At 71.8% G+C, this 26,153-nt stretch carries 27 protein-coding genes and 1 pseudogene; 11 read left to right on the top strand and 17 right to left on the bottom strand.

Annotated features, from left to right (window positions below):
- The first annotated feature begins 72 nt into the window (after positions 1-72).
- Entirely contained in the window at positions 73-642 is a 570-nt protein-coding gene (locus AB0B68_RS13910; RefSeq protein ID WP_357200663.1) for a TetR/AcrR family transcriptional regulator, read from the top strand.
- Positions 643-802: 160 nt separating this feature from the next.
- The gene (locus AB0B68_RS13905; protein ID WP_357200665.1) at positions 803-1,144 is read left to right on the top strand and encodes a VOC family protein; all 342 of its coding nucleotides are present in this window, start codon (positions 803-805) and stop codon (positions 1,142-1,144) included.
- 24 nt (positions 1,145-1,168) lie between these two features.
- Here AB0B68_RS13905 and AB0B68_RS13900 read toward each other — a convergent pair whose 3' ends face one another.
- The 5 genes from AB0B68_RS13900 to AB0B68_RS13880 all read right to left on the bottom strand — a co-directional run bounded on the left by AB0B68_RS13900 (position 1,169) and on the right by AB0B68_RS13880 (position 3,820).
- Positions 1,169-1,813, bottom strand: coding sequence for a dihydrofolate reductase family protein (locus tag AB0B68_RS13900; RefSeq protein WP_355004631.1), 645 nt, complete (start codon positions 1,811-1,813; stop codon positions 1,169-1,171).
- Positions 1,814-1,845: 32 nt separating this feature from the next.
- A complete protein-coding gene (locus AB0B68_RS13895) occupies positions 1,846-2,550 on the bottom strand; it encodes a dihydrofolate reductase family protein (protein ID WP_357200669.1) in 705 nt (234 codons plus the stop codon).
- Between the two features lie 77 nt (positions 2,551-2,627).
- Positions 2,628-3,047, bottom strand: coding sequence for a hypothetical protein (locus tag AB0B68_RS13890; protein WP_357260189.1), 420 nt, complete (start codon positions 3,045-3,047; stop codon positions 2,628-2,630).
- A gap of 34 nt (positions 3,048-3,081) precedes the next feature.
- Positions 3,082-3,270 (bottom strand): hypothetical protein, encoded by a 189-nt coding sequence (locus AB0B68_RS13885; RefSeq protein WP_357200675.1) that lies wholly within the window; start codon positions 3,268-3,270, stop codon positions 3,082-3,084.
- Between the two features lie 55 nt (positions 3,271-3,325).
- Positions 3,326-3,820: a GNAT family N-acetyltransferase gene (locus tag AB0B68_RS13880; RefSeq protein ID WP_357200678.1), complete on the bottom strand. Its 495-nt coding sequence runs from the start codon at positions 3,818-3,820 to the stop codon at positions 3,326-3,328.
- 48 nt (positions 3,821-3,868) lie between these two features.
- Between AB0B68_RS13880 and AB0B68_RS13875 the strand changes: the two genes are divergently transcribed.
- The gene (locus AB0B68_RS13875) at positions 3,869-4,750 is read left to right on the top strand and encodes an LLM class flavin-dependent oxidoreductase (protein ID WP_357200682.1); all 882 of its coding nucleotides are present in this window, start codon (positions 3,869-3,871) and stop codon (positions 4,748-4,750) included.
- 64 nt (positions 4,751-4,814) lie between these two features.
- On the opposite strand, the gene AB0B68_RS13870 is transcribed toward AB0B68_RS13875, so the two are convergent.
- The 3 genes from AB0B68_RS13870 to AB0B68_RS13860 are packed head-to-tail and all read right to left on the bottom strand — an operon-like array spanning position 4,815 to position 6,935.
- A complete protein-coding gene (locus AB0B68_RS13870; RefSeq protein ID WP_357260186.1) occupies positions 4,815-5,246 on the bottom strand; it encodes an ASCH domain-containing protein in 432 nt (143 codons plus the stop codon).
- 57 nt (positions 5,247-5,303) lie between these two features.
- A complete protein-coding gene (locus AB0B68_RS13865) occupies positions 5,304-6,350 on the bottom strand; it encodes a questin oxidase family protein (protein ID WP_357260183.1) in 1,047 nt (348 codons plus the stop codon).
- Positions 6,351-6,383: 33 nt separating this feature from the next.
- Positions 6,384-6,935 (bottom strand): phosphoribosyltransferase family protein, encoded by a 552-nt coding sequence (locus AB0B68_RS13860; RefSeq protein ID WP_357260180.1) that lies wholly within the window; start codon positions 6,933-6,935, stop codon positions 6,384-6,386.
- Positions 6,936-7,122: 187 nt separating this feature from the next.
- Between AB0B68_RS13860 and AB0B68_RS13855 the strand changes: the two genes are divergently transcribed.
- From AB0B68_RS13855 to AB0B68_RS13840, 4 genes are all read left to right on the top strand, one after another.
- Positions 7,123-7,761 (top strand): septal ring lytic transglycosylase RlpA family protein, encoded by a 639-nt coding sequence (locus tag AB0B68_RS13855; protein WP_357200695.1) that lies wholly within the window; start codon positions 7,123-7,125, stop codon positions 7,759-7,761.
- A 104-nt stretch (positions 7,762-7,865) separates the two neighbouring features.
- Positions 7,866-8,990, top strand: coding sequence for a PP2C family protein-serine/threonine phosphatase (locus AB0B68_RS13850; protein ID WP_357200720.1), 1,125 nt, complete (start codon positions 7,866-7,868; stop codon positions 8,988-8,990).
- Between the two features lie 129 nt (positions 8,991-9,119).
- Positions 9,120-10,976: an acyl-CoA dehydrogenase gene (locus AB0B68_RS13845; protein WP_357200698.1), complete on the top strand. Its 1,857-nt coding sequence runs from the start codon at positions 9,120-9,122 to the stop codon at positions 10,974-10,976.
- A gap of 194 nt (positions 10,977-11,170) precedes the next feature.
- Positions 11,171-11,440, top strand: a complete 270-nt coding sequence (locus AB0B68_RS13840; RefSeq protein WP_030487564.1) for a DUF6458 family protein — start codon at positions 11,171-11,173, stop codon at positions 11,438-11,440.
- Between the two features lie 49 nt (positions 11,441-11,489).
- On the opposite strand, the gene AB0B68_RS13835 is transcribed toward AB0B68_RS13840, so the two are convergent.
- Entirely contained in the window at positions 11,490-12,029 is a 540-nt protein-coding gene (locus tag AB0B68_RS13835; RefSeq protein WP_357200701.1) for a histidine phosphatase family protein, read from the bottom strand.
- Positions 12,030-12,141: 112 nt separating this feature from the next.
- Between AB0B68_RS13835 and AB0B68_RS13830 the strand changes: the two genes are divergently transcribed.
- Positions 12,142-12,429 carry a DUF6458 family protein gene (locus AB0B68_RS13830; protein WP_357260177.1) on the top strand — a complete coding sequence of 96 codons (288 nt, stop codon included), beginning with the start codon at positions 12,142-12,144 and terminating at the stop codon, positions 12,427-12,429.
- Between the two features lie 366 nt (positions 12,430-12,795).
- Here AB0B68_RS13830 and AB0B68_RS13825 read toward each other — a convergent pair whose 3' ends face one another.
- Positions 12,796-13,473 (bottom strand): hemolysin III family protein, encoded by a 678-nt coding sequence (locus AB0B68_RS13825; protein WP_355004642.1) that lies wholly within the window; start codon positions 13,471-13,473, stop codon positions 12,796-12,798.
- A gap of 107 nt (positions 13,474-13,580) precedes the next feature.
- Between AB0B68_RS13825 and AB0B68_RS13820 the strand changes: the two genes are divergently transcribed.
- From AB0B68_RS13820 to AB0B68_RS13810, 3 genes are read left to right on the top strand one after another with little or no spacing between them, the layout of a single operon-like run.
- Complete coding sequence (locus AB0B68_RS13820; RefSeq protein WP_357260174.1) at positions 13,581-14,477, top strand: carboxyltransferase domain-containing protein; 897 nt, start codon at positions 13,581-13,583, stop codon at positions 14,475-14,477.
- Positions 14,474-15,337, top strand: a complete 864-nt coding sequence (locus AB0B68_RS13815) for a biotin-dependent carboxyltransferase family protein (protein ID WP_357200710.1) — start codon at positions 14,474-14,476, stop codon at positions 15,335-15,337. Before AB0B68_RS13820 ends, AB0B68_RS13815 begins: the two co-directional genes overlap by 4 nt.
- The gene (locus tag AB0B68_RS13810) at positions 15,321-16,070 is read left to right on the top strand and encodes a 5-oxoprolinase subunit PxpA (protein WP_357260171.1); all 750 of its coding nucleotides are present in this window, start codon (positions 15,321-15,323) and stop codon (positions 16,068-16,070) included. The genes AB0B68_RS13815 and AB0B68_RS13810 overlap by 17 nt, the downstream gene beginning before the upstream one ends.
- Before the next feature lie 34 nt (positions 16,071-16,104).
- On the opposite strand, the gene AB0B68_RS13805 is transcribed toward AB0B68_RS13810, so the two are convergent.
- The 7 genes and pseudogenes from AB0B68_RS13805 to AB0B68_RS13775 form a co-directional block, all read right to left on the bottom strand.
- Positions 16,105-17,937: an NHL domain-containing thioredoxin family protein gene (locus tag AB0B68_RS13805; RefSeq protein WP_355004645.1), complete on the bottom strand. Its 1,833-nt coding sequence runs from the start codon at positions 17,935-17,937 to the stop codon at positions 16,105-16,107.
- Between the two features lie 116 nt (positions 17,938-18,053).
- Complete coding sequence (locus AB0B68_RS13800) at positions 18,054-20,774, bottom strand: hypothetical protein (protein ID WP_357260168.1); 2,721 nt, start codon at positions 20,772-20,774, stop codon at positions 18,054-18,056.
- Positions 20,775-21,117: 343 nt separating this feature from the next.
- Positions 21,118-21,258 carry a hypothetical protein gene (locus AB0B68_RS13795; RefSeq protein ID WP_355004647.1) on the bottom strand — a complete coding sequence of 47 codons (141 nt, stop codon included), beginning with the start codon at positions 21,256-21,258 and terminating at the stop codon, positions 21,118-21,120.
- A gap of 219 nt (positions 21,259-21,477) precedes the next feature.
- Complete coding sequence (locus AB0B68_RS13790) at positions 21,478-22,956, bottom strand: dihydrolipoamide acetyltransferase family protein (protein ID WP_357204887.1); 1,479 nt, start codon at positions 22,954-22,956, stop codon at positions 21,478-21,480.
- Positions 22,953-23,942 carry an alpha-ketoacid dehydrogenase subunit beta gene (locus tag AB0B68_RS13785; RefSeq protein ID WP_357260165.1) on the bottom strand — a complete coding sequence of 330 codons (990 nt, stop codon included), beginning with the start codon at positions 23,940-23,942 and terminating at the stop codon, positions 22,953-22,955. Before AB0B68_RS13785 ends, AB0B68_RS13790 begins: the two co-directional genes overlap by 4 nt.
- The gene (pdhA, locus tag AB0B68_RS13780; RefSeq protein ID WP_355004650.1) at positions 23,942-25,117 is read right to left on the bottom strand and encodes a pyruvate dehydrogenase (acetyl-transferring) E1 component subunit alpha; all 1,176 of its coding nucleotides are present in this window, start codon (positions 25,115-25,117) and stop codon (positions 23,942-23,944) included. Before pdhA ends, AB0B68_RS13785 begins: the two co-directional genes overlap by 1 nt.
- 643 nt (positions 25,118-25,760) lie before the next feature.
- Positions 25,761-26,153 (bottom strand): annotated as a pseudogene (locus AB0B68_RS13775) (hypothetical protein); the annotation flags it as partial.

The raw sequence follows: 26,153 nt of genomic DNA, 5'->3' as shown, positions 1-26,153 counted from the left end.
CCCTATAATCGGAGACTGTCTCCGGTTCTAAAAATATGGAGATAGTCTCCACTTGTCAACATGGAGCCCCACGTGACCGATGCCAAGCCACTGCGCGCCGACGCCCGCCGCAACCGGGACGCCCTGATCGCGAAGGCCCGCGAGCTCTTCGCCAGCGGCTGCTTCAACCTGCGCTTCGACGACTTCGCCAAACTCGCTGGCGTGGGCACCGGCACGCTCTACCGCCACTTCCCCACCCGGGAAGCCCTGGCCGAGGCGGTCTACCGCGAAGAACTCACCGCGATGTGCGACCGCGCCTACGAGCTGCAGGCCACCCTCCCCGCCGACGAGGCGCTGGAATCCTTCCTGCGCGGCTTCGTGGACCACCTGCACCGCCACGAGGGCCTCGCCCGCACACTCGCCACGCTCATGGCCACCCAATCGGGCGCGCTGGCAGAGGGTGCCCAAGCCCTGGGCCAGGTGATCGACGACCTCTTGGCCGCCGCCGTCAGGACCGGCACCATGCGCGACGACGTGGGAGCCGGCGCCGTCATGATGGCCCTCCACGGCATCTGTGCGGCCTACGACCATCCGAGCTACCGAACCGACGCGGACGGCCTCATCACCCTCGTCCTCGCCGGCCTCCGCCGCGCGGCGCCGTGAGCAGACCTGGCCCGGTGGCAGTCCAGCCACTGCGCTCGGCTGGAGGCCCGGAACGAGGTGATGACTTCTATCGGGATCGACAGTGGTAGTTCCTGCTGGACCCGGCACCGGCTAGGGTCCGGCTTGGAGGTGGTCCGTGTTCACCGAAGCGTTTCCGATCGTGACGACACCTGACCTGCCACGACTGATCGCGTTCTACCGGGACGTGGTCGGCTTCGAGCTGACCTACCGGTTCCCGGACGAGGGCGCACCGGAGTTCGTCGCCCTCCGACTGGGCAGCAGCGAGCTCGGCCTGGCCGCCAACCCGGAGGCTGGCGGGCCGGCCGACTCACACCGCTGGGAGCTGTGCGTCTACGCCGACGACTGCGACGCGGCAGTGGGCGCGCTGAGCACGGGTGGGGCGACGGTCACCGAGGAGCCGGTCGACCAGCCCTGGGGTGAGCGGTCCGCGCGGGTCACCGACCCCGACGGCAACCGCCTGCTGGTGCTGGCGCGGCTGTAGACGACAGCGCCGGGAAGGGCGCGGTCATCGTCTCCAGAACAGGAGGTGGGTGACTCCGCTGGGGCTGGGCACCGACTCGAGGTGGAAGCGGTCGAGCAGTTCGTCGGGGCTGTCCCACAACCGCTCGCCCCGGTCGAGGTCGACGGGCGCGACGGCGATGTGCATCGTGTCGACCAGATCGGCCTCGAGGAATTCACGGATGGTGGCGACCCCACCACCGAGGCGTACGTCCCGACCGTCGGCCGCCTGCTTCGCCTCGGCCAGTGCCTCGGCCGGGCTGACATCACGGAAGTGGAACGTGGTGTCGGACAGGCTGAACGACGGGCGCACGTGGTGGGTGAGCACGAAGACCGGCGTGTGGAACGGCGGGTTGTCCCCCCACCAGCCCTGCCAGTCAAGGTTCTCCCAGGGGCCACGCTGGGGGCCGAACTTGTTGCGACCCATGATCTCCGCGCCGATGTTGCACTCGGCGTCGCGGGTCAGGTAGTCGTCCAGGCCGCGGCTGCCACCCGGCTCGGTGCGATACACGAAGCTGGCGGTGGCGGAACGCCAGGAGAACAGCGGGGTGGGGTCCGCGTGACCGAAGGGCCTTTCCAGGCTCTGCCCCTCCCCGGTCCCGAACCCGTCGCGCGAGACGTTGAAGCACTGCACCCGCAACAGTTGCGGCATGGTTTCTCCTCCTTCCTTCGAGGGGCCGTGGTTCAGTTCGCGGTCACCGTCGGGCCGCCTCCGCTGCCCCGGTCGTCGAGCACGAGCGGGGCGCGACCTCGCACCGCGTACCGGATGTGGGTCACCTGCGGGGTGGCAAGGACGCGGGTCGGCGTCAGCTCGACCCCTTCCCGGTCGCCCAGGTCGAGGTCCGCGTCGAAGAGGCGCAGGCCGGTGCCGAGCACGACAGGTACGACGTGCAGCTCCAACTCGTCGAGCAGGCCGGCCTTGAGCACCTGCCGCACCAGGCTGCCGCCCCCGGCCACCGCGACATCCTTGCCACCGGCCACGGCGCGCGCCTGCTCGACGGCGCTGACCACGCCATCGGTGACGTAGGTGAAGCTGGTGCCGCCTCCCCGCAGCAGCCGCTGGCGAGGGCGGTGGGTGACGACGAAGACCGGTGCGCGAAACGGCGGCTCCTCACCCCAGGGGATCTCACCCCCGTCGGCCATCCGGCGCCCCATCACGTACGCGCCGGCCGCGCCGAACGACTCGGCGATCACCTCGGAGTTGGTGTCCTGCTCCCCGCCGGCGAAGCCCTGCCGTTCGCGCCAGGCCGCCGCTTCGGTCGCCCACCGGGTGACCCGGAAGAATTTGGCGCTCTCCTCCGAGTCCATCCAGTTGCCGTTCCCGTCGAACTGCGGCCCGGCGTAGAAGCCGTCCACCGACACCGACAGTTGTGCTGTCACCTTCGTCATCGCGTTCTGGTCCTCTCCTCGGGCGACACCCCGCCTGGGTGCCGCTCCCTGAGGGGTCGGAGCCGAACGCGGTGCCCCTACCGGGAAGAAGTGTGACCTGTGCCACTCGCCGGCTCGGTCAGGTACCACTCCCCGGCGTGTTCCTGGTCGCGTGACCAGCGCATCCGGGCCCTTTCCTCCGGGCGAGGGCTCCAGTCCCGGTACGGCGCGAGGGCCACCCGCCAGGCGATCACAGCGAAGACGTAGATGCCCGGGCCGACCAGCCAGAGCAGGGCGTCGCGTCGCCGATAGGAGGCGTACGGCGCGAGCCACGCGGTCGCCGCCATCGGCACCGCGACCGCGCTGAGGTCGGCCAGCGGCCCGCGGCCGAACCGGGACTCGACCAACTCGCGGAGGATGAGGGACGGTACGACCACCCCGGCCAGCAACGCCACCGTGCGGATCATGCGGAACCGGCGAGCCGGGGGTACGCGGGCGGCAGTTGCTTCGGCGGGCACCACCGGAGGGTACGGGCTGGCCGCGACGGTGGACCTAGAACTGCCGGTTGGCGATCGCCGCTTCGATCCGCAGACCGATACCGGTCAGGATGAGGAACGCGGCCAGGATCTGCGGTTTGAGCCCTGCGCCCCCGGACGGCATGCTGAATAGCGAGATCACAAAACCCGCCACCAGTAACAGGGTGCCGAACGCCCGTACCGTGTCGGTCCGTCGTGCCCGCATGTCCACAACGGAACGGTAACCAAAGTCGGGCGACGATGGTGCCCCGGACGCCGGCCTAACCGACTGCCCGCCTGCCCCACGAGGTGCCGGACGGTTCGTAGCCGTGGCGGCGGTAGAAGCGCACGGCGCTCGCGTTGCGGTGGTGGATACCCGCCGACAGGTAGGAAAGCCCGTGCTCGACCGCCCACCGGCCCGCCGCGTCGAGCAGCGCGGAGCCGACCCCACGGCCTCGGGCCTCGTCGAGCACCACAGTATGGATCTGCGCCGAAGGCTCCGGGCGAAGGATCTGGTGTGCGGGCGGTTCGGGCAGGCGCAGCACCTCGACCATCCCGACCACCTGCCCGCCCTGTTCCGCGACAAGAACCGCGTTCCGGGCGGCCGCGTCGCTGAGGACGGCGGTGAAGTGCTCGATGACCGCCTCGCGCTGCGGCAGGCGGTAGGTGTCAGGGTCGAGCGCCAGGTGCGCTTCGGCGTTCGCCATGCGCAACTCGACCAGCGCCGGCACGTCAGAAAGGCTCGCCGTTCGTACGGCTGCCCCGATCCCCTGCATGAGCGTGATGCTAGGGCGCGGGTGGCCGGCCCGACTAGGGTGGCGATCATGCGGATTGGCATCGTGATCCTTCCGGACCAGCGGTGGGCGGAGTCGCAGCGTCGCTGGCGGCAGGTCGACGAGTGGGGCTTCGACCACGCCTGGACGTACGACCACCTGGGTTGGCGTGACCTGGTCGACGGCCCGTGGTTCGACTCGATGGCCACGCTGACCGCCGCTGCCACTGTGACCTCGCGGATTCGACTGGGCACTCTCGTGGCGTCGCCGAACTTCCGGCACCCGGCCGCGTTCGCCAGGCAGATCACCACTGTGGACGACGTCTCCGCCGGCCGCTTGCTGCTCGGTCTGGGGGCGGGTGGCATCGGCTTCGACTCGGCGGTGCTGGGTGGTGAGACGCTGCCGCCTCGTCAGCGGGTCGACCGGTTCGCCGAGTTCACCGAGTTGCTGGACCTGATCCTGCGGGAGGACGGCACCACCTGGCGTGGGGACTGGTTCGCCGCTGTGGATGCCCGCAACAACCCCGGCTGCGTGCAGCAGCCTCGGGTGCCGTTCGTGGTGGCCGCCAACGGGCCACGGTCGATGCGGTTGGTGGCCCGCTTCGGGCAGGGGTGGGTGACCACCGGCACCGGTGACGACAACGACCTGGCGGGTTGGTGGGCCAGTGTGTCGGCGCTGTCCGCGCGGATGGACCGGACCCTGGACGAGGCCGGCCGTGACCCGGCCAGCCTGGACCGCTACCTCTCGCTGGATGCCGCGCCGGTCTTCTCGCTCAGCAGCGCACAGTTCTTCGCCGACCAGGTCGGCCGCGCCGCCGAGCTGGGCTTCACCGACGTGGTGACGCACTGGCCACGCGCCAGCAGTTGGTACGCCGGTGACGAGGCCGTCCTGGTGGACGTGGCGACGCGGCTGCTGCCACAACTACGCGACTGACCCGCCAGGCCGAGACGCCCGCCTAACTGGCAGCCGCCGCGCCGACCCAGCTGGGGAAGAGACGTCAGGCGCCGAGGTCACCGCTGGCCACACCGCCCTCGCCGCCGGAAACCAGGCGGAAGCGCAGGCAGACGATCGGGGTGTCGCCGTCGACCGGCGTGCCGAGCCGCGCCCAGTAGGTCGAGTGCCCGGCCCGCCACTCCTCGATCGAGCGGTCACCCTCGCCCTCGGCGTGGGCGAAGTCCCAGGGCACGTCGGCGAAGCGGACCACCTCGACTCCGGTGATCTCCACGACGCCGGCCAGGGCGTTGTCGTCGTCGACCAGGGCCAGGCGTTCGCCGACGTGCTCCAACTCCTCGCCTTCTTCCGCGTACTCGGCGAGTCGGCCGGCCGTCGCGGTCTTCACACCGGCCAGCACCAGGGTGTTGAGGGTCGACCGCAACTCGCCGGGGGTGCCGAGGGCGAGGGCGCGCAGTTCACCGATCCGAGGCCACATCCTGCCGAGGCTAGGTCAGGGCGCCCCCGGTCGCTGCCGCAATACCCGTCGCCCCGCTCAGATCAGTTGGCCGGCGTAGCCGGGTGCGGTGAGGAGCCGCTCGTCGGCACTGGTCGCGTACGCGTCGAGGATCGCGTCGGCGAGCTTGACCACGTGCTCGTCGCCGTGGCGGGCCGCGCGGGCGAAGACCCCCGACGGCGTCGCGGGGGTGACGGTCGGTGGTGCGATGCCGGTGGCCGGGGCGTACACGGAGGTCATGGCCGCCGTCGCGGCCCAGGCCGCGGCGAAGCTCGGCGCCCACAGCGCCCGGTCAAGTGCCGGCAGGGTACGCAGCACGGCGGTCGGCGCGGTGACCGCGTGCACCAGCATGACCGGGTTGGTGTGTCCGAAACGCAGGTAGTCCAGGCCGGCCCGGTGCACCAGCGTGGTGAGCCCCCGCTGCGCCTCGGCCGGGCTCCGCGCGGGGCGCAGCGCCGCGAGCGCAGGCTCCCACCGGGGTACGGCCGGCAGCTGGCCCAGCCGGTCCCGGACCCCTCCGGTCTGGTCCTCGATCCGGGGCAGCCCGGCCAGCGCGCCCGCCACGTCGATGTCGTCGGTGCCCGGCTCGTCGGCATCGCCGGTGAACAGCCGGTCGGTGCCGGGGATCGGCTGCCAGCGTGCCGCCCAGTAGCCGAGGGCCTGGCCCAACTCGGTGAGCCGCCGTGGGTTCTCCTCGTCCGCTTCGAGCGCGCGTACGGCGTGCCCGACCCGGATCACGCCGTGGGTGGCGCCGGCGGCGATGCCCGGCAGCAGCCGGGGCCACCAGGTGCCGAGCACGTCGCGCCACTGGTGTTCGCGCACTTGCCGGTCAAAGTGGGCCAGCCAGTCACCGGCGCGCTTCGGGTCGCCGAGCGCGTCCCGCCAGTCGTCGATCGGGTGCAGCCCTCGGGGCAGCTCATCGAGTCGCCCGAGGTATTCGTCGAGCCAGCGGTGCACCCGTTGCTGGTGCCCGTGCCGGACCAGCGCCTCGACGGCCATCGGCCCGTGGTTGGACAGCCAGCCCTCGAACTCCGGGCCGGTGCGGTGCAGTCGTTCGTACGCCTCGTCCAGTGTTCCCTCGCTCATCCACCGATCGTCGTTCTTCAACCTTGCTTGAGGTCAACCCGGCAGATCCGCGGCGTCGATCAGGCCGGTGATCCGTAGGTCGGCCGCGATCTCGGGCGGGCAGTCCACGGCCACCACTGCGGTGCCCAGCACCTCGGCGCCCCGGGCTGCGCAGATGTCGTAGAGGGCTTGCAGCTGCGCGCCGGTACGCACCCAGTCGTCCACCACCAGCACCCGGTCGCCGGGGCCGAGGTGCCGGTCCCGTACGGCGAGGTCCACCCGTCGGCCCCGGTAGTCCGGTGGGCTCTGTGCCCAGGTGAGTGGCCCGGCCGGCAGGCGTCCGTCACCGGGCTTGTGTGCGGCCACGAAGCCGACCCCGAGGGCGGTGGCGGCCAACGGCCCGAGCAGCAGCCCGGTGACGGCCGGCGCGAGCACCACCGTTGGCCGGGCGGCCCGGTACGGCGCCACCAGGGCGGGCCCCAGCTCGGCCAGCACTGCCGGGTCCCGCCACCAACCGGAGATGTCGCTGACCAGGTGACTGGTGCCTGGGCCGGGGTCGATCCACTGGAACAGGGCGGCCAGGCGTTCGGTCAGATCGGCGGGCATCCGCTCATCCTGCGGCACGGTCGGCGGGCGCGACGGCACCCGGGCCACCCGGCCCACCCTGGGTCGGATGATCGGCTACACGTACCTGTGCAAATGCGGGCATACCAACATGATCACGTTGACTTCGGAAGTGCTTCTCTCGTTACGGTCCGATCCGGTTTGTTCAGACGACGAAAGGACCGGGCCGGTGGCAGGCAAGCACTCTCGTACCCGCATCTTCTCCTCCCCGGCGGGCATCGTGGCCACCGCGGCGGTCGGCGTCGCCCTCGCCGTCGGCGGCACGGTAGGTGCGGTGCAGTTGGTCTCCGGGCCCGACCAGTCCGGGCAGGTGGCTCTCGACCTCACCCCGACCACCGCCGCGAGCAGCCTCACCCCCAGCTCCCCGGCCGCCACCCCGAGCGTCAGCGCCTCGCCCAGCGTGACCGCCAGCCCGTCGGCGACCCGGTCGCAGCAGGCCGCCTCCCGGGGCAGGGAACGCACCACGTCGCCGAAGCCGAAGCCGAAGCCGACCGTCAAGAAGACCACGACCGCGGCGAAGGTGCTGGAGAGCGGTTCGTGCGGCGCCTCGTTCTACTCCGACGGGCAGCTCACCGCCAACGGCGAGTCGTTCAACCCCGACGCGCTGACCGCCGCGCACAAGACGCTGCCGTTCAACACCAAGGTCCGGGTGACCAACCCGGCCAACGGCAAGTCGGTGACGGTGCGGATCAACGACCGTGGCCCGTTCATCGACGGCCGCTGCCTGGACCTCTCCCGGGCCGCCTTCGCCAGCATCGCCTCGGTCGACGTGGGCGCGCTCACCGTCCGCTACGAGGTGCTCGGCTGAGCGGGAGCGGTGACGCCGATTCGGTCGGCTTACTGGGCCGGCCGGACAGAACCTCCTCAGACGACGGGTCAGGTTCATTCACCGGTTCACGTGGATCAGGCAAACTGTCCCTCGTACCCACGCGACTCCTCCAGTCGGGCCGTCGCCCGCTGAGCCCCGGATCCCGCGCCGGCCTCGGCGCGGCCCTCGTTCTGCTCGCGATCGTCTCGGCGGTGGAGGCGGCGGACGGCCGTAAGGTGCACTACGTCGCGCTCCTGGCGGCCGCGCCGGTTCTCGCCGCTGCCCTGGCGTCCTGGCTGGTGGTCCTGGGGGTGGGCGTCGCGGCGACACTGATCGGCGCCGGCTTCGCGCTGGTCGCGCCGAAGGTTTCGTTGGCCACCTCGGTCAACGTTGTCGCGGTCGCTCTCGTCACCGGAATGGCAGTGGCGGTGGCCTGGGTTCGCCAGCGGCAGGCCGAGCGGATCGTGGAGCTGACCAAGCTCGCCTCGGTGGCCCAGCAGGCGGTGTTGCGCCCGCTCGGGCCGCAGGTCGGCACGCTGTCGGTCGCGGGACGCTACATCTCCTCCACCGCGACGGCCGAGATCGGCGGCGACCTGTACGAGGCGATCGACACGCCCTACGGCGTCCGCATGATCATCGGTGACGTGCGGGGCAAGGGTCTGGACGCGGTCCGGCTGGCCAGCATCGTCCTCGGTTCCTACCGGCACGTGGCGTACGAGCGGGCCGACCTGCGGGCCGTCGTCGCCGACCTGGACCGCGCGGTCGCCCGCAACGTTGGCGACGAGGACTTCGTCACGGCGGCACTGGTCGAGGAGCGTGGCGGCACCCTCACGATCGTCAACTGCGGGCATCCGCCACCGCTGCTGCTACGTCGAGGTGCGGTGATCCCGCTGGAACCGCCGGCCCCGGCACCTCCGCTCGGGTTCATGCCGGTGGTCCGCCCTCGGGTCGAACGCCTGGAACCCGGGGACCGGCTGCTGCTGTTCACCGACGGTCTCGGCGAGGCGCGGCGGGACGGTGAGTTCTTCCCGACCGCCGATCGGGCTTGGCGACTGCTCGGCCATGGCACGGTCGCCGACGGGCTGGCATCGCTGGAGACCGCCCTGGTCGAGTGGGTGCACGGTCGGCTCGACGACGACATCGCGCTGGTTCTGATGGAGTACGTGGGTGCCCGTGCCGGCGCTGCCGTCGCCGTCCCGAGCTGGGAGGTCGGCGCCGCCGAGAGTTGAGCCGCCCGGCCGCGCCCGCAGGTGTGTAATGGCCGTCACTTGGGTGATCCGCTTGTCGCTGCCTACCCGCGAGTAATACAGTCGGGGTTACTGATCGGTAACACCTGTCCGGAAGCGGGGCCAGCGAGCATGACCCACTACAAGAGCAACCTGCGGGACCTTGAGTTCAACCTGTTCGAGGTCTTCGGGGCGGACCAGGCGTTCGGCCAGGAACCGTACTCCGAACTCGACGCCGACACCGCCCGCAGTTTCCTCTCCGAGCTTGATCGCCTCGCTCGCGAGGACCTGGCCGCCAGCTACACGGACAGCGACCGCAACCCGCCGGTGTTCGACCCGGCCACGCACACCGCGCCGCTCCCGGAGTCGTTCAAGAAGTCCTACCAGGCATTCATGGACTCCGAGTTCTGGCGCCTGGACCTGCCGCCGCACCTGGGCGGCACCAACGCCCCCCGCGCCCTCTGGTGGGCCCTCGCCGAGCTGGTGCTCGGCTCGAACGCCCCGATCTGGATGTACGCCTCCGGCCCGTCCTTCGCGCACGTGCTGGAGGTCGAGGGCAACGAGCAGCAGAAGCGGTGGGCCAAGCTCTTCATCGACAAGCAGTGGGGCTCCACCATGGTGCTCACCGAGCCGGACGCCGGCTCGGATGTCGGCGCCGGCCGCGCCCGCGCCATCCAGCAGCCGGACGGCTCCTGGCACATCGAGGGCGTGAAGCGCTTCATCACCTCGGGTGAGCACGACCTCAGCGACAACATCGTGCACTACGTGCTGGCCCGCCCGGTGGGTGTGGAAGGCGTCGGTGGCCCCGGCACCAAGGGCCTGTCGCTCTTCGTCGTGCCGAAGTTCCACTTCGACGAGACCACCGGCGAGCTGGGCGAGCGCAACGGCGTCTACACCACCAACGTCGAGCACAAGATGGGCCTGAAGGTCTCCAACACCTGCGAGCTGACCTTCGGCGAGCACGGCGTACCGGCCAAGGGCTGGCTGCTGGGCGACAAGCACGACGGCATCCGCCAGATGTTCATGATCATCGAGTACGCCCGGATGCTGGTCGGCACCAAGGCCATCGCCACCCTCTCCACCGGCTACCTCAACGCCCTGGAGTACGCGAAGAACCGGGTGCAGGGCGCCGACCTGGTCCAGCAGGCGGACAAGACCGCGCCGCGGGTCACCATCACCCACCACCCGGACGTGCGCCGCTCGCTGCTGCTGCAGAAGTCGTACGCCGAGGGCCTGCGTGCCCTGGTTCTCTACACCGCCACCTGGCAGGACAAGGTCGCCATCGCCGAGGCGGCCGGCGACGAGAAGGCCACCAAGCTGGCCAAGCGGGTGAACGACCTGCTGCTGCCGCTGGTCAAGGGCGTCGGTTCGGAGCGGGCGTACGAGATGCTCGGGCACGAGTCCCTGCAGACCTTCGGCGGCTCCGGTTTCCTCCAGGACTACCCGCTGGAGCAGTACGTCCGGGACGCCAAGATCGACACCCTGTACGAGGGCACCACCGCCATCCAGAGCCTGGACCTGATCTTCCGCAAGATCGTTCGGGACAACGGCAAGGCCCTCATGGCGGTCGCCGGCGAGATCCAGGAGTTCATCTCCACCGAGGCGGGCAACGGCCAGCTCAAGGAGGAGCGGCAGGCGCTCGGCAAGGCGCTCGGCGAGGTGCAGAACATCCTCGGTGTGATGACCGGCTGGCTGGGCGAGGCGCAGGGCGGCGAGACCCGCGCCCTCTACAAGGTCGGGCTGAGCAGCCGGCGCTTCCTGCTGGCGATCGGTGACCTGGTGGTCGGCTGGCTGCTGCAGCGGCAGGCCGAGGTGGCGCTGAAGGCGCTGACCGGCGAGGTCTCCGCCAGCGACAAGGCGTTCTACACCGGCAAGGTGGCCGCTGCCCGTTTCTTCGCCCGTGAGGTGCTGCCCCGCATCGGCGCCGACCGGCGGATCATCGAGGGTGCCGACCTCGACATCATGGACCTCCCGGAGGAGGCCTTCTAGGTCCTGTGCCGGGTCGCACCACTCGGCACCGACGGCCGGCGGGGCATGTTGCCCCGTCGGCCGCCGCCGTTTCGACCCGACAGTGGGCACGTATTGACCGCGCCCGGTCGGGTATGCCGCTGCCGTGGCGGGTAACCGTCGCGTGACCTCGAAAGGGAACGCCCAGAGCCACCGCACGGGGGAGTGCAGCGCACATGGGTGTAGGAAGCGGCATTTTTCTCATCGCGATCGGCGCGATCCTGACCTTCGCGCTGAGAGCCAACGTCTGGTGGATCGACGTACGCGCGGTCGGCTGGGTGTTCATCCTGGCCGGGCTGGCCGTACTGCTGACCACTGTCTGGTTCTGGCAGGACCGGCGCAAGCGGGCTCGAACCCTCATCGTGGAGGAGAACCGGCTGTCTCATCCGACGGCGATGATGCCGCCACCGCCGGACCCGCCGCCACCAACCGCGCCGCCGTCCTGATCCCGGCACAACGCGTACCCCTGAGCCACCCGTCGGATCGGCGGGTGGCTCAGTCGCGTGCGGTGTGCCGAGCCGTGAGCGGCGCTCCCGCCCTGCTCAACTCCGCCCAGCCCACCGGGCAGCGGTGCACCGCCAGCTCGGCGGTGCGCAGACCCTCGTCGGTAACTCCCTCGGGGTCGAGGAGCGCGGATAGCAGCGAGATGCCCGGATTGTGAGCAATGAGCAAGGCTGTGCGGGCCGCCGGGTCCACAGTGCGGACCAGCGACAACAACTCCTCCGGGTGTGCGTCGTACGCACCCGGCTCATAACGGACGGTCGGGCGAGGACCGGTCGGGCCACCCTCCGGCGGTGAACCGGTCATCCCCATCGCCACCCCGTGCCAGGTCTGGCGGGTGCGTCGGGCCGTCGAGCAGATCACCACGTCGGGCAGCAGCCCCTGGTGCGCCAACCAGGCCCCAGCCGCTGCCGCGTCGGCGTCCCCGCGTGCGCTCAACGGCCGCTCCGCGTCGTCCGCCGCGTCGTTGCCCTGCTCGGCCTTCGCATGCCGCAGCAACACCAGTGTCCGTGTGTCGGGGTCGGCGTCCGTCATGCCCCCAGCTTGCCCGATTGGCGATCTCCGTGCCTGGGTAAGTCGATGGATGCCGCACCCCTACCGACGGCCGCGGCGCGACGTACGCCAGGTTAGAGCCGAGGAGCGAGACATGGGCATTGGTGGCAGCATCTTCTTGATCGCGTTGGGCGCGATCTTCGCGTTCGCAGTGGAGGCCGACCTGGGTTGGCTGGACCTGGCCGTGGTCGGCTGGGTGCTGATGCTCGCCGGCGTCGCCGGCCTGCTCGCCACCCTCTACTTCTGGAACAGCCGCCGCCGCCCGGTAGCGGCCGCGCCGGTTCGCGAGGAGCGCGTCGTGGCCGACCGGGTCGTGCCGGTCCAGGACAACCAGGTCGTGCAGGAGTACCGCGAGGTGCGTCGGCCGGGCCGACCGGTCTGATCCTCGCCCACACACTCCGGGGTCCCGCAGCGTCGCGGGGCCCCGGCTCGCGTGTGTGCCCCGGCCCGCGTGTGCGCGACGGGGTCGCCAGCACCCCGCTACCCGGCCAAGATCCGCACACTTTCGGGGAAGCTGCTGCCTGAGGGCGTGTCGAGACAGCAGTTTCCCTGGAGATGTGCGGATCTTGAGGTGCGGGCCTGATCCCGGAGGCGGTGATCGGGCGAAGATCGTGCTCGATCCAGGATGTAGTGCCTTCGAATGCGAGCGAGGCCACTACATCCTTGATCGAGCACGATCATGGCGGCGGCAGTCGCCATGCGTTGCGGCCGAGCAGCGTTGCCGTGCCCCTGGGTCCTGGCGGTTGGGTCAGGCGAACAGCGCGAAGTAGATCGCGATGTGGTGACACAGCGCCGCCAGCAGGGTGCAGGCGTGGAAGAACTCGTGGTGGCCGAAGACGGTCGGCCACGGGTTGGGCCGGCGCAACGCGTAGAAGACCGCGCCGACGCTGTAGATCGCGCCGCCGACGATCAGCAGCACCAGCGCCGCGACGCCGCCCCCGTGCAGGATCTCCGGGAGCATTGCCACCGCCACCCAGCCCAGCGCCAGGTAGAGCGGCGCGGACACCCAGCGTGGCGCGTGCGGCCAGACCACCTTGACCGCAACGCCGGCCAGCGCGCCACCCCAGACCAGGGCCAGCATCACGGTGGCTGGCCGGGGCGCGAGCAGCATCGCGCAGAGCGGTGTGTACGTGCCGGCGATGAACACGAAGATCATCGAGTGGTCCATCCGGCGCATCACCTGGTAGCCGCGCTCCGACCACACGCGGCGGTGGTACAGCGCGCTCGTGCCGAAGAGCCCGCAGACCGTCAGGCTGTAGATGAGGCAGCTCACCAGGGGTGCCCACCCGGGCCGGGTGGCGGCGATCGAGCAGAGCACGATGCCGCAGACCAGGGCGACGAAGAAGGCGTACGTGTGCAGCCAGCCGCGCATCCGGGGCTTACCGATGTCGACCGGCTTCAGGCGAAGCGGGGCGGAGGTGGTCACCTAATCAGGTTACGGCACCGTAGGTTACTTGTAAGTAGTGGCGTTGGTGACACCCGGCACCGTCAACGTGAACACCGGATCGGCACGGCATCGGCGAGGATGTGCGGATGCGGATCCGACAGGTCGGGGCGCACGCCCTGCTACTCGACTGCGCCGCCCCCGCCGACACCCCCGAAGCCGTGGCCGACATCCCGGAGGCCGCCCTTGTCGAAGCGTGGCGGGCCGAGCTGTGGCGGCGTCGGGAGCGGGGCGACCTGATCGCCGTGGAGATCGTGCCGGCGGCCCAAACCGTGCTACTCGACGGCCTGCCCGACCCGGCCACCACGACCGAGCAGCTGACCCGTTGGGCACCCGCCGTCACCGCCGCGATCACCCGCCCACACCAAGCCAATCCCAAAGTCGCCGCCCACGCCCACGCCGCCTACGCCAAAGCCCGCGCCGACGACGCCGCCCACGCCCACGCCGCCTACGCCAAAGCCCGCGCCGACGACGCCGCCCGCGCCGACGACGCCCACGCCCGCGCCCGCGCCGACATCGAACCTGGTGCCGGAGCGGACAACGACGCCCAGGCCCGAGGCACAGCCGGACTCCGCGACGCCACAGCCGAAAACGGGGCCGACGACGCGGCTGACGTGTTCGTGCCGGTCACCTTCGACGGGCCGGACCTGGCGGCGGTGGCGGAACACTGGGGCGTGGACGTGCCGGCAGTGCGGCACAAACTGACCAGCACGCGGTTCCGGGTCGCCTTCTGCGGATTCGCCCCCGGATTCCCCTACCTGACCGGGCTGCCCGCCGAGTTGGCGCTGCCCCGGCTGGCCACGCCCCGTCCCCGGGTGCCGGCCGGCTCGGTCGCGTTGGCGGGCCCGTACGCCGGCATCTACCCGGGCGCTTCCCCCGGCGGCTGGCTGTTGGTCGGTCGGACCGACCTGGTGCTGTTCGACGTGGCTGCGGACCCGCCGGCCCGACTCGGTCCGGGCACCACGGTGCGGATGGTGGCGGCGTGACCCGCCCGGCCGCCATCGAGGTGATCCGCGCCGGTGCGCTCACCACTGTGCAGGACCTGGGCCGGCCCGGCTGGGCGCACCTGGGCGTACCCCGGTCCGGCGCCCTCGACCCGGGTGCCCTGCGGTTGGCCAACCGGCTGGTCGGCAATCCGGAGCACGCGGCCGGCCTGGAGATCACCCTGACCGGCTGCACAGTGCGGTTGACCCGGGCCGCCACGGTGGCGGTCACCGGCACCGAGGTCCCCGTCCAGGCGGGTGCCCGGCCCGGTGACACGGGACGTCCCCTCAGCGTGCCGGCCGGGACGGTGCTGCGGATCGGTCCCGCCCGGCGGGGCGTACGGAGTTGGCTGGCTGTGGCGGGCGGCATCGACGTGTCACCGGTGCTCGGTAGCCGGGCCACCGACACCCTCTCCGGGCTCGGCCCGCCCCGGCTACGGGATGGTGACCTGCTGCCGCTCGGTGATCCGGTCGGCACCCCGGCACCGGTGGATCTGACCGTGTGCCCCACGCCACCTGAAGAGCTGCACCTGACGCTGGGTCCCGGTCCTCGCGAGGACTGGTTCACGCCGACGGCGTTCGACCGGCTCTTCGGCAGCGCGTACACCGTCAGCCCGGTGAGCAACCGGGTCGGTGCGCGGCTCGCCGGCGCGGCGCTGCCCCGCGCGGTGGCCGGCGAACTCCCCAGCGAGGGCATCGTGCTCGGGGCGGTGCAGGTGCCGGCGGACGGACAACCCCTGATCTTCCTCGCGGACCATCCGACCACCGGTGGATACCCCGTCATCGGGGTGGTCACCGACGTGACCCCGCTCGCGCAGGCCCGGCCAGGTACTACCGTCAGATTCCATGGACCTCAACGCTGACCTGGGCGAGGGATTCGGCATCTGGCGACTCGGTGACGACGAGGCGCTGCTGAGCCTCGTCACCTCCGCCAACGTCGCCTGCGGCTTCCACGGCGGCGACCCGTCGACAATGCGGCGGGTCTGCGAGGGCGCTGCGCGACGCGGGGTCGCGGTGGGCGCGCAGGTCGGCTACCGGGACCTGGCCGGCTTCGGCCGGCGGCACATCGCGTACGACTTCGCCGAGCTGCGCGACGAGGTGACCTACCAGTTGGGGGCGCTGGACGCGTTCTGCCGGTTGTTCCGCACCCGGGTCCGCTACCTGAAGCCGCACGGCGCGCTCTACCACGCGGCCAGCACCGACGAGTCCCAGGCGGCGGCGGTGGTCGCCGCGGTCAGCGGTTACGACCCGGAGCTGCCCGTCCTCTGCCTTCCCGGCTCGACGCTCGCCCAACTCGCCGTGGGCGCCGGCCTGCCGGTGGTTGCCGAGGCGTTCGCCGACCGCGCCTACCTCCCCAACGGGGCGCTGGTGCCGCGCGGCACCCCCGGTGCGGTGATCACCGACCCCGAGCAGATCGCCGAACGGGCGGCGCGGATGGCCACCGAACGCAGCGTGGTGGCTGTCGACGGCACTGTCATCCCCTGCTCGGTCGACTCGATCTGTGTGCACGGCGACACCCCGGGCGCGGTCTCCGCCGCCGAGCTCGTCCGCGCCAGCCTGATCGACGCCGACATCACACTGGCCCCGTTCGCCTGACCGGAGGGGCCCAGCTGGGCCCCTCCGAATCGCGTCAGGCGTCCAGGCCGCGAAGCACCAGCGGCAGCCGGGTCACGGCGCCGTCGACCACCCGGACGGGTACGCCCCAGTCCTGCCGGGTCAGGTGGCACGCCGCGTGTTCGACGTCCGCGTCACAGGTCGCCGCCTGCGCTGTCACCTGGAGCACCCCCGCGGTGACCTCGCCGTTGAGCACCAGCCGGCGGGACAGCTCGGTGCCCGTGCCAGCACCGTCCACCAGCAGTTCCGGCGGGGACGCGGAGACCACCAGCCGGGTCGACGGCCCGTACGTCTCGTCCAGCTTCTGCCCCGGCGCCGGGGTGAAGACGATGTCCAGGGTGACCTCGCCGGCGGCGACGTCGGTCGGCTTGCGCTCGGTGCGGTGCCGTGGCCCGTCCACAGTGCTGGCACCCGCCGCCGACAGTGCACCGGGGGCGAGCCGGGTCAACCGGTGTGCGGCGGACTCCACCACCAGCACCTCACCGGACGGGGTGAGCACCAGGTCGCTCGGCTCCGCCAACCCGTCGGCGACGGTGGAGACCTGGTTGCTGGCCGGGTCGAAGCGGCGCACCGCACCGTTGTACGTGTCCGCGATCAGCACCGAGCCGTCCGGCAGCGCGCACACCCCCAGCGGGTGCTGGAGCAGCGCCGACTCCGCCGGGCCGTCCACGTGCCCGAAGTCGAACAGGCCCTGCCCGACGGCGGTGCCCAGCACACCGTTCTCGACGTACCGGATCGAGCTGGTCTCGCTGTCGGCCACCCAGAGTCGGGTGCCGTCGGCGGAGGTGGAGAGCCCGGACGGCTGGGCCATCCACGCCTCGGCCAGCGGGCCGTCGCGCAACGCCTCCACTGTGGTGCCGGCGTACATGCCGGCGGTCCGCTTGATCGGGTCGAACCACCAGAGCTGGTGGATGCCGGCCATCGCAATGATCAGCTTGTCGTCGTACCAGGCCAGGTCCCACGGCGACGAGAGGTCGACGGCGAACGCGTCGTGGGCGTGGTCGTCGACCTCAGCGCGCCACTGCCGCCCACTGCCGGCAACGGTGACCACCTCGCCGGACTCCAGCCGTACGCCGCGCAGCAGGTGGTTGACGGTGTCGGCCACCACCAGGTCGTAGCCGGCCACCTCGGCGACGTGCGTGGGCAGCACGCACACGCCCTGCGGCTCGGAGAACGTCGCCGCCGCGGCCGGGCCGTCCGCCCGGCCGCGCTCGCCCGAGCCGATCCGACGCACCGGCGTCTCGCCGTCCGGGTCGACCTCGACCAAAGAATGTCGGGCCGAGTCCGAGACCAGCAGGTTGCCGTTGGGCAGCAGCACCGCCTTACCCGGGAAGCGCAGCGCCGTCTCCGGTGCCGGCGGCGGGACGTACGGGCCGTTCCCCCGGTGAAGGGTGCCCTTGGCCTCGTGGGTGGTGATCAACTCGTCGATCAGTCGGGCGAGCCCTTCGGCGTGCCCCTCGCCGGCCATGGTGGCCACCACGTAACCCTCGGGGTCGATCACCGACAGGGTCGGCCAGGCCCGGGCCGCGTACTGCTGCCACATGTCCATCTCGGGATCGTCGAGTACGGGGTGGTGCACCCCGTACCGCTCCACCGCGGCGGCGAGCGCGTCGGCGTCCTTCTCGTGCTCGAACTTCGGCGAGTGCACGCCGATGACGACGAGCACGTCGCCGTACTTCTCTTCGAGCGGGCGCAGCTCATCGAGCACGTGCAGGCAGTTGATACAGCAGAACGTCCAAAAATCCGCGATTACGATCTTGCCGCGAAGGTCGGCGAGCTTGAGGTCGCGTCCACCGGTGTTCAGCCAGCCCCGACCGCGCAGTTCGGGAGCCCGTACTCGTGCGCTCATGCACCCATCGTGCCTGACCACCGGCCCGCGCCCGGCCGGAGGGGGCGAGATTCGGTACCACCTGCGGTACGACGACGGCGGGGTCACGGTTGCCCGTGACCCCGCCGTCGGTGCGGCTATTTCGCGGCCGGCTTCAGGCAGAGCACCCGGTTGGCACCCTCACCCGGCAACACCACGTGGGGCTGCGTCGTGTCGGTGCACTTCTCCTTGGCGTCCACCTTCGAGACGATCGTGAACGCGCCCGCCTCGCCGCAGTCCGCCGCCGAGGCGCCGGCCTGCCCGGACTGCTTCACGCAGGTGCCAACCGCCGGGTCGAAGGCCGGTGTGTCGTTCCCACCGACCTTGCCGAGCAGAAGCAGCAGGCCGAGCGGCACCGCCAGGATGAGCATCGCGGCGATCAGCACCGCGGCCAGCACCCGGCCGTTACGTACCTTCGGCGTCGGGGGCTCCACCTTCGGCTCGTCGACGGCGTCCGGCTTGAACGCGTCGAACCGGCCCTGGTCCGACTGGCCGGCCTCCTGGCCCCAGGACGACGCGGGCTGCGGCGGTGGCGGGAACGACGGCGGGAAACCGCCGCCCGGCACCGACTCGGTCGCCGGCCCGCCGTAGCCCGGCGCGCCGGAGCCCGGGCCGCCGAAGTTCGGCGCACCGAAGGTCGCCGTTCCGTTCGGGGTGCCGGCGGCAGGCGCCCCGGGGCCGCCGAACTGGTCCGCCGGCGCCTCGGCACCGGAGTGCGGGCGGGTGCCGTTCACCGGCCTGTTGTTGCCCGGGGCGTCGACGAAGGACGGCACACCGGGCGGGAACGCCGGCGGCCCCTCGTTGAACGCGTTCGGTGCGGGCTGCCGGTCGTCGAAGCGCGGATCGGCCGACGGCTCGCCGCCCCAGCCGGGCCCAGCCTGCCGCTGCGCGTCGTTCTGCCAGTCGGGTGCGGGCTGCTGCCGCTGCGCGTCGTTCTGCCAGTCGGGAGCGATCTGCCGCTGCTCCTCGTGCTGCCAGTCGGGCGTCGCCTGTCGTGGCGCGTCGTTCTGCCACTCCGGAGCACCCTGACGGTCGGCGCCCGGGTCGCCCTGGAACGCCTCCGGCTCCGGCTCGGCCTCCGGCTCCGGTCGTGCCGGACGGCCGTACACCCGGGGTTGCGGGTTGGCCGTGCCGGTCGGTCGGATGGCCTGGTCGGTCGGAGGCATGACCCGGCTCGCCAGCGGCACCGAGGCGCTCGCCGTGGCCCGGGCCGCCGCGCCGGCTGCCGACTCGGCGTCCGACACCGGTACGACCGCGCGGCCCGCTCCGGACTCGGGCGAGGTGCGCGGGGCGGGTACCACCGCGCCGCTCGCGGAGACGTCCTCGGGGCGGCCACCGTACTGCGCGGCAGCGTCCGGGGTCTCCCGCTCGGCGTAGGCGGGCTGCTCGGGGATCGGAGCGAACTGGGCCTGGGGTGCGTAGTCGGACGGCGGGACGGCAGCCAGGCTGGCACCCGGCACGCGCTGCTCCTGCGGGGGAAGCGGCACCGCGTTCGCCGGCGAGATGCCCGGCGCGGGCCCGGGCTGGTAGGCCGGTGCCTCGTCGCCGCGGTCAGCCTCCCAGCCTCCACGGGACTGGGCGGAAGCTTCGGCCTCCGCGCGACCCCACACCTCACCGGGGGCCCACGGCTCGGCCTCCGGCACGCCGCCGGAGTTGCCCTGGGCGGCGTTGTCCGGGCCGGCGGCCCAGTTGGGCGCGCCGCCGCTGGTGGGCACGCTGGCGCTGGCACGGGCGGGGAGGTTGCTCGGCTCCGCCGGGGTCCACCCTGTCTGCTCCGGCCGCTCGGTCGGCTGCTCCGGTTGGGAGAGCACCCAGTCGGGCTGCTGTGGACGGCCCTCGGCCTCGGCCCAGGCGGCCGGCTGCGCGGGCTGGTCCTGCCGCGCGTCGTTGCCGCCGTTCCACGACGCGGGCTGCGCCTGCGCCTGCTGCTGCGCGGCCCACCCGCCGGAGTTGGCCGGATCGTCCTGCGCGGGCCAGTTCGTCGTCGGGGCCGGGACCTGGGCGGCGCCACGGGCCTGGCTCGGCTGGGCGGCCTGACCCCAGCCGGGGGCGGGCTGCTCGGTCGCTTCGGCGGGCTGGCCCCAGGCCGGTGGCGACTGCTCCGCCGGCGTCCACACCGGCTGGTCGTCGCGGGCGGCGCCGGCGGCGGGCCAGCCGCCATTGCCGGTGGCCTGCTCCTGCTGGGCGCCGCCGGACCAGCCGGCGGCCTGCGGTGCGTCGGATTGCGGAGATTCGGTCGCCCGCCAGTCGGCTGCGGGCGGGTTGGCCTGCGCCGCGCCGCCCCAGCCGCTGGCCGGGTCCTCCTGGGCGGGCCAGGCGGCGGTGGCCGGGGGAACCTGCGCGGCGCCCCGTGCGGCTGGCTGGGCCTGCACCCAGTCCGGCTGCTCAGCGGGGGCGTTCGGGGTCCAGGTCGGTGCGGGTGCGCTCTGCTCGGCGGGCGTCCAGCCCTGCTGCTGCGCGGCCCAGGGTTCGGGCTGTGCCGGGGTCGGCGCGCCGTCGTTGCCGGACCATGCGCCGGGCTGCTGCTGCGGCGGCTCGCTCGCGCCACCACCGGCGGCCCAGGCGGGCTGCGCCGGGTCGTTGGGCTGCGCGGCGGCACCCCAGGCGGGGGCCGGCGGCTGCTCAGGCTGGGTCGCCCATGCCGGCGCCGACGGGTTCGGTCGCGTCGGGGGCGGGGGTGCCCAGCCCAGGTCGGGGCCGGCGGCGTTCTGGCCGTTGTCCGGCTGCGCCGGGCGGTCGCCGTACGGCGCCGGTCCGCCGGCGCCCGGTGACACCTCGTCCGGCTCCTGGCCGGGTCGGTGCGGGCCCTCGGACGTCATGGGTGCGCCTCCTCCATCACATGTCGGCTCGCCGGTGCCGATCGGTCTCCTCGGCGTGGCTGCCGGCGTCACCGGCGTACCGCTGTGCCGGCTCCCCGCACGGTATCGGGTGGTGGCACGAACCGTCCAAGGAGCACTGCTCGTCACTCACCGTGGCCGGTTGATGTCGAGCAGTTCCTGACGGCTCGGCCTCTGCCGGGTCGGCGGGCGGCGACCGAAGCCCACCGTACCGGGCGCTGCGGCAGGGCGGAATCCCGGTGGTGGTGTCTGGAAAACGCCGATGGCCCACCCGGTGGGCCGGGTGGGCCATCGATCTGGAGGAGGTGAGGAATGTAGTGGAGCGTCAGCTCATGTGACGCTGGGCGATGACGAGGATTTCCTCGCGAACCGCCGGCGAGTTCGCCGAGCGCAGCGCGTGCTCGATGGCACGGGCGCGGCGGGTCGCGTCGCGGTGGTTGCGGATTCGCTCGATCATGCTGCTCATTGGTGGGTCCCCCTAGCTATTCGGTTGTCAGCCCCTGATGCATCTATTCAACAGCAGGAGCCGGCGAAATTCCATCGATTATTAGGTGAGCTGAGACACCTGCCTAACAATCAAAGGTCAACAGGCCCCTTGGCCGACGGTTCCTTCGCTCAACGGACACGGCCGGTGTGCCGGGCGTTAACCCGTGGCACACCGGCCGTGGCTGGCGTTCTGAAACGATCAGGTCCAGGCGAGCAGCGCCGCCTCCGGATCTGTGAGGAAGTCGCCGACGTCCCGCAGGAACTTCGAGCCCAGCTCACCGTCGATGATCCGGTGGTCGAAGCTCAGCCCCAGCGTGGTGACCTGGCGAACCTTGACCTTGCCCTTGTGCACCCAGGGCATCTCCCGCACCGCGCCGAAGGCCAGGATCGCGGACTCACCCGGCGGCAGGATCGGTGTGCCGGTGTCCACCCCGAACACGCCGACGTTGGTGATGGTCAGGGTGCCGCCGGACATGGCCGCCGGCGAGGTGCGGCCGGACTTCGCCGTCTGCACCAGGTCGGTCAGCGCGTCCGCCAACTCCCGCAGCGAGAGGCGGCCGGCGTCCTTGACGTTGGGCACGATCAGACCGCGCTCGGTGGCCGCCGCGATGCCGAGGTTGACGTACTCCTTGACCACGATCTCGTCGCCCGCCCAGGTCGAGTTGACCATCGGGTGCCGTTGCACCGCCAGCAGCACCGCCTTCGCCACCAGCAGCAGCGGCGAGACCCGTACGTCGCGCCACTCCCGCCGGCCGCGCAGCCGGTCCAGTGCCTTCATCGCCCGGGTCACGTCGACGGTCAGGAACTCCGTCACGTGCGGGGCGGTGAACGCCGAGCGGGACATGTTCTCGGCAGTCAGCTTGCGGACGCCCTTGACCGGGATGCGCTGCTCCCGGTCCGCGCCGAAGCTGGGCGCCGTCGTCGCCGCGATCGGCTCGGCAACCACAACGCTCGCGCCGCTCGCCGCCTGCTGCACGTCCTCCCGGGTGATCGAGCCGAGCGGCCCCGACCCGGTCAACGTGGCGAGGTCGACCCCGAGATCCTTGGCGAGCTTGCGCACCGGCGGCTTGGCCAGCACGGCTCCCCCGCTCGCCCCACCGCGTCGATCATGGACTTGTGGTGCCGGAATCGTGGGAGTCGGGGCCGGTTTGTGACCCACCACAACTCCATGATCGACTCCAGCGGGGGCGGCGGGCGCCGGGACCGCGCCCTTGCGGGGGCGGCGCTTCGCGGCGGTGGTACGCGGCCCGTAACCGACCAGCACCGCCGTCCGCCCGCCCGGGGCCGCACCGCCGATCAGACCGGGTTCGATCATGCCCTCGGCCGGTGCCACCTCCACCGCCGCCAGCGAGGCCGCCGACGGGGTGGGCAGGTCACCGCTGGGCGTGGCAGTGGTCGACAGCGCCTCCAGCGGCCCGGCACCCGGGTCGGTGTCGATCGCGATGATCGGCGTACCGACCTCGACCGTGGTGCCCTCCGGGTGGTGGATCGCCTGGACCTGGCCGGCCCACTTCGCCGGGATCTCCACGGCCGCCTTCGCCGTCTCCACCTCGACGATCGGCTGGTTCAGCTCGATGGTGTCGCCGACCTTGACCAGCCAGGCCAGGATCTCGCCCTCGGTCAGCCCCTCGCCCAGGTCGGGCAGGTTGAACGTCTTGATCCGGGACATGTCGCTCACCAGCCGAAGGTGCGGTCGACGGCGTCGAGCACCCGATCGAGGTCGGGCAGGTACTCCTCCTCCACCCGGGCGGCCGGGTAGGGGGTGTCGAAGCCGGTCACCCGCAGCACTGGCGACTCCAGGGAGTAGAAGCACTCCTCGGTGATCCGGGCGGCCAACTCGGCGCCAAGGCCGATGTTGGACGGCGCCTCGTGCACCACGACCACACGGCCGGTGCGCTTCACCGACTCGTACGCCGCGGTCAGATCCAGCGGCGAGAGCGAGCGCAGGTCGATGACCTCCAGCTCCCGGCCGTCCTCGGAGGCGGCGGTCGCCGCCTCCAGGCAGGTCCGCACCATCGGACCGTAGGCCAGCACGGTGACGTCGGTGCCGGGCCGCACGACCCGGGCCGAGTGCAGGGGGTACGCGTCGGACAGCGGCGCGTCCAGGTCGACCTGGCCCTTCTCCCAGTAGCGCCGCTTGGGCTCCAGGAAGACGATCGGGTCGTCCGAGGCGATGGCCTGCTGGATCATCACGTACGCGTCCTGCGGGTTGGAGCAGGTCACCACCTTCAGTCCGGCGGTGTGCGCGAAGTACGCCTCCGGCGACTCGGAGTGGTGCTCGACCGCGCCGATGCCGCCGCCGAACGGGATCCGGATCACCATGGGGATGCTGAGCTTGCCGCCCGAGCGGTAGTGCATCTTCGCCACCTGCGACACGATCTGGTCGTACGCGGGGTAGACGAAGCCGTCGAACTGGATCTCGCAGACCGGCCGGTAGCCGCGGATGGCCAGACCGACAGCGGTGCCGATGATGCCGGACTCGGCCAACGGGGTGTCGATCACCCGCTGGTCGCCGAAGTCCTTCTGGAGACCGTCGGTGATCCGGAAGACGCCGCCGAGCTTGCCGACGTCCTCGCCCATGATGATGACCTTGGGGTCGTTCTCCAGGGCGCGGCGCAGACCGGTGTTGAGGGCCTTTCCGATGGTGAGCGTCTCCGTGGCCATCAGTGGGCGCTCCCCTCGAACGACTCCATGTAGCGGCTGAACTTCGCGCGCTGCTCGTCGAGCAGCGGAGACCCGTTGGGGTAGACGTTGTCGAACATCGTCACCGGTTCCGGGTTCGGCATCTCGAGCACCCGCTCACGCAGGTGCACCGACTCGCGGCGGGCCTGCTCGTCGACCTCGGCGAAGAAGCCCGCGTCGGCGATCTGCTGCTTCTCCAGGAAGGCCTTGACCCGGGCGATCGGGTCCTTGGCCTGCCACGCCTCGACCTCGCTGGCGATGCGGTAGCGGGTCGGGTCGTCGGAGGTGGTGTGCGCGCCCATCCGGTAGGTGTACGCCTCGATCAGGCTCGGGCCCTGCCCGAGGCGGGCGTTGTCCAGCGCGGTGCGGGTGACCGCGTACGTGGCGAGCACGTCGTTGCCGTCCACCCGTACGCCGGGGAAGCCGAAGCCGGCGGCCCGCTGGTAGAGGGGGACGCGGGTCTGCCGCTCCAGCGGCTCGGAGATCGCGTACTGGTTGTTCTGGCAGAAGAAGACCAGCGGCGCGTTGAACACGCTGGCCCAGACGAATGCCTCGTTCACGTCGCCCTGGCTGGTGGCGCCGTCACCGAAGTAGGCGATCGCCGCCTCGCCGTCGTCGGTGCCGGTCTTGCCGTCGATGGTGATGCCCATCGCGTAGCCGGTCGCGTGCAGGGTCTGCGCCCCGATGACGATCGTGTACATGTTGAACTTGAACTCGTTCGGGTCCCAGCCGCCCTGGTCGACGCCGCGGAACAGGCCGAGCGGCATGATCGGGTCGATGCCCCGGCAGTAGAGGACGCCGTGCTCCCGGTAGGTCGGGAAGGCCATGTCCTGGGTGCGCAGCGCCCGCCCGGAGCCGACCTGGGCGGCTTCCTGGCCGAGCAGGCTGGCCCACAGGCCCAGCTCGCCCTGACGCTGGAGAGCGGTCGCCTCGGCGTCCAGCTTCCGGACCAGCACCAGGTCGCGGTAGAGACCGCGGTATTCCTCGTCGGTGAAGTCGACGCGGTACTCGGTGCCGTCCGGCCCGATGGCGCTGTCGATCCGCTCGCCTTCGGGGGTGAGTAGCTGCACCAGCGCGGGGTCGCCGGCCGCGCCCTTCCTGGAGCGGGGTGCAGCCCGCCTGCTGCGGGTGGTGCCCCCGGGGTCGCCCTTTGCCATCGGTGTCTCCCTGTCGTGTCTGCGTCGGCACCGGGGGGTCACCCGGCCGCGCAACTCGTGCGCCTGCCCGGCTGCTGCCGGGCCGGTTCCTGGCGGCCGCGCCTAGCCCCGGTGGGGGTTGCCGCACGGCGTGATCCGGTGTCTGGCCGAACCCGGATCGGGAGCGCCGGCGCTCAACCGCGCCTGCCGCGAGGGTGCGCGGAGGTCACGGCTGCGTTGCCGTCGTGCTCCATATTCGCAGAGCAGGTGAGCGCGCCCACAGTACGCCTGCCTCCGCAATCCGACTGCCCATGCTTTGACGCCGTTTGTCGCCATCATGCCGGCCGGCGTTTCCCATGCGTTGCGGCACGATTCGTCACCGTTCGGGCAGCACTGCGTGTCGACACGCAGTGGAGGTTGGCTGACCCACCGTGACTGCGTCAGGCTGATTCCCGCAGGATCGCGCCTATCGGGTCATTTGTCGGGTTCTACCCTACGGCGGCGTCCATCCATGTCCTCCAACGGCCGACGACTAGGGGTGTGCGGTGTACGAGCCAGGTGACGGTCCCGGCACACCAGCGCTCGGTCGGCACCGGTCGGCTGGCGGCTATCGCCGGGTGGTCGGTGTCCACCGGGCCCCCGGCGCCGGTGGCACCTCCCGCGGTTACCTGCTCACCGTCGCGCTGCTGGCCGGCACGGCGTCGATGCCCATCCTCGCCGCGATCAGCGCGGGCTCGGCCACCCCGGGCAGCAGCGCCCTACCGGACAGCAGCACCCCGTTCATGCCGACCCCGTCCGTCGGGCCGGTGGTGATCCCCATGCCGATGACCAGCCAACCGGCGCTTCCCCCGCTCGGCACACCCAGCGTCGGCCCGACCAGCGGCTGGCTGCCGGCCGCGCCGTCGCATGCGCGGCGAGGGCCCGCCGCTGCCGATCCCGGGCCCGCCCGGTGGACGACCGCCCCGCCGGTGGCACCGAGACCCACGCGGAGCACCTCGCCGCCGGTACCCCCGCCCGTCGCTCCACCACCACCGACCCACCCGGACCCGACCGATCC

Source organism: Micromonospora sp. NPDC049049 (genome assembly GCF_040649115.1).
GTDB lineage: Bacteria > Actinomycetota > Actinomycetes > Mycobacteriales > Micromonosporaceae > Micromonospora.
This window is presented reverse-complemented; position numbering and strand designations above follow the sequence as displayed.

Excerpts from the sequence above, each read along its gene's own strand:
- AB0B68_RS13885 (WP_357200675.1), bottom strand. The coding sequence starts at position 3,270 with ATGCGGGCACGACGGACCGACACGGTACGGGCGTTCGGCACCCTGTTA.
- AB0B68_RS13835 (WP_357200701.1), bottom strand. The coding sequence starts at position 12,029 with ATGACGGACGCCGACCCCGACACACGGACACTGGTGTTGCTGCGGCAT.
- AB0B68_RS13800 (WP_357260168.1), bottom strand. The coding sequence starts at position 20,774 with ATGACGTCCGAGGGCCCGCACCGACCCGGCCAGGAGCCGGACGAGGTG.
- AB0B68_RS13785 (WP_357260165.1), bottom strand. The coding sequence starts at position 23,942 with ATGGCCACGGAGACGCTCACCATCGGAAAGGCCCTCAACACCGGTCTG.
- AB0B68_RS13875 (WP_357200682.1), top strand. The coding sequence starts at position 3,869 with ATGCGGATTGGCATCGTGATCCTTCCGGACCAGCGGTGGGCGGAGTCG.
- AB0B68_RS13865 (WP_357260183.1), bottom strand. The coding sequence starts at position 6,350 with ATGAGCGAGGGAACACTGGACGAGGCGTACGAACGACTGCACCGCACC.
- AB0B68_RS13810 (WP_357260171.1), top strand. The coding sequence starts at position 15,321 with ATGGACCTCAACGCTGACCTGGGCGAGGGATTCGGCATCTGGCGACTC.
- pdhA (WP_355004650.1), bottom strand. The coding sequence starts at position 25,117 with ATGGCAAAGGGCGACCCCGGGGGCACCACCCGCAGCAGGCGGGCTGCA.
- AB0B68_RS13830 (WP_357260177.1), top strand. The coding sequence starts at position 12,142 with ATGGGCATTGGTGGCAGCATCTTCTTGATCGCGTTGGGCGCGATCTTC.
- AB0B68_RS13840 (WP_030487564.1), top strand. The coding sequence starts at position 11,171 with ATGGGTGTAGGAAGCGGCATTTTTCTCATCGCGATCGGCGCGATCCTG.
- AB0B68_RS13895 (WP_357200669.1), bottom strand. The coding sequence starts at position 2,550 with ATGACGAAGGTGACAGCACAACTGTCGGTGTCGGTGGACGGCTTCTAC.
- AB0B68_RS13870 (WP_357260186.1), bottom strand. The coding sequence starts at position 5,246 with ATGTGGCCTCGGATCGGTGAACTGCGCGCCCTCGCCCTCGGCACCCCC.
- AB0B68_RS13900 (WP_355004631.1), bottom strand. The coding sequence starts at position 1,813 with ATGCCGCAACTGTTGCGGGTGCAGTGCTTCAACGTCTCGCGCGACGGG.
- AB0B68_RS13820 (WP_357260174.1), top strand. The coding sequence starts at position 13,581 with ATGCGGATCCGACAGGTCGGGGCGCACGCCCTGCTACTCGACTGCGCC.
- AB0B68_RS13805 (WP_355004645.1), bottom strand. The coding sequence starts at position 17,937 with ATGAGCGCACGAGTACGGGCTCCCGAACTGCGCGGTCGGGGCTGGCTG.
- AB0B68_RS13845 (WP_357200698.1), top strand. The coding sequence starts at position 9,120 with ATGACCCACTACAAGAGCAACCTGCGGGACCTTGAGTTCAACCTGTTC.
- AB0B68_RS13795 (WP_355004647.1), bottom strand. The coding sequence starts at position 21,258 with ATGAGCAGCATGATCGAGCGAATCCGCAACCACCGCGACGCGACCCGC.
- AB0B68_RS13880 (WP_357200678.1), bottom strand. The coding sequence starts at position 3,820 with ATGCAGGGGATCGGGGCAGCCGTACGAACGGCGAGCCTTTCTGACGTG.
- AB0B68_RS13860 (WP_357260180.1), bottom strand. The coding sequence starts at position 6,935 with ATGCCCGCCGATCTGACCGAACGCCTGGCCGCCCTGTTCCAGTGGATC.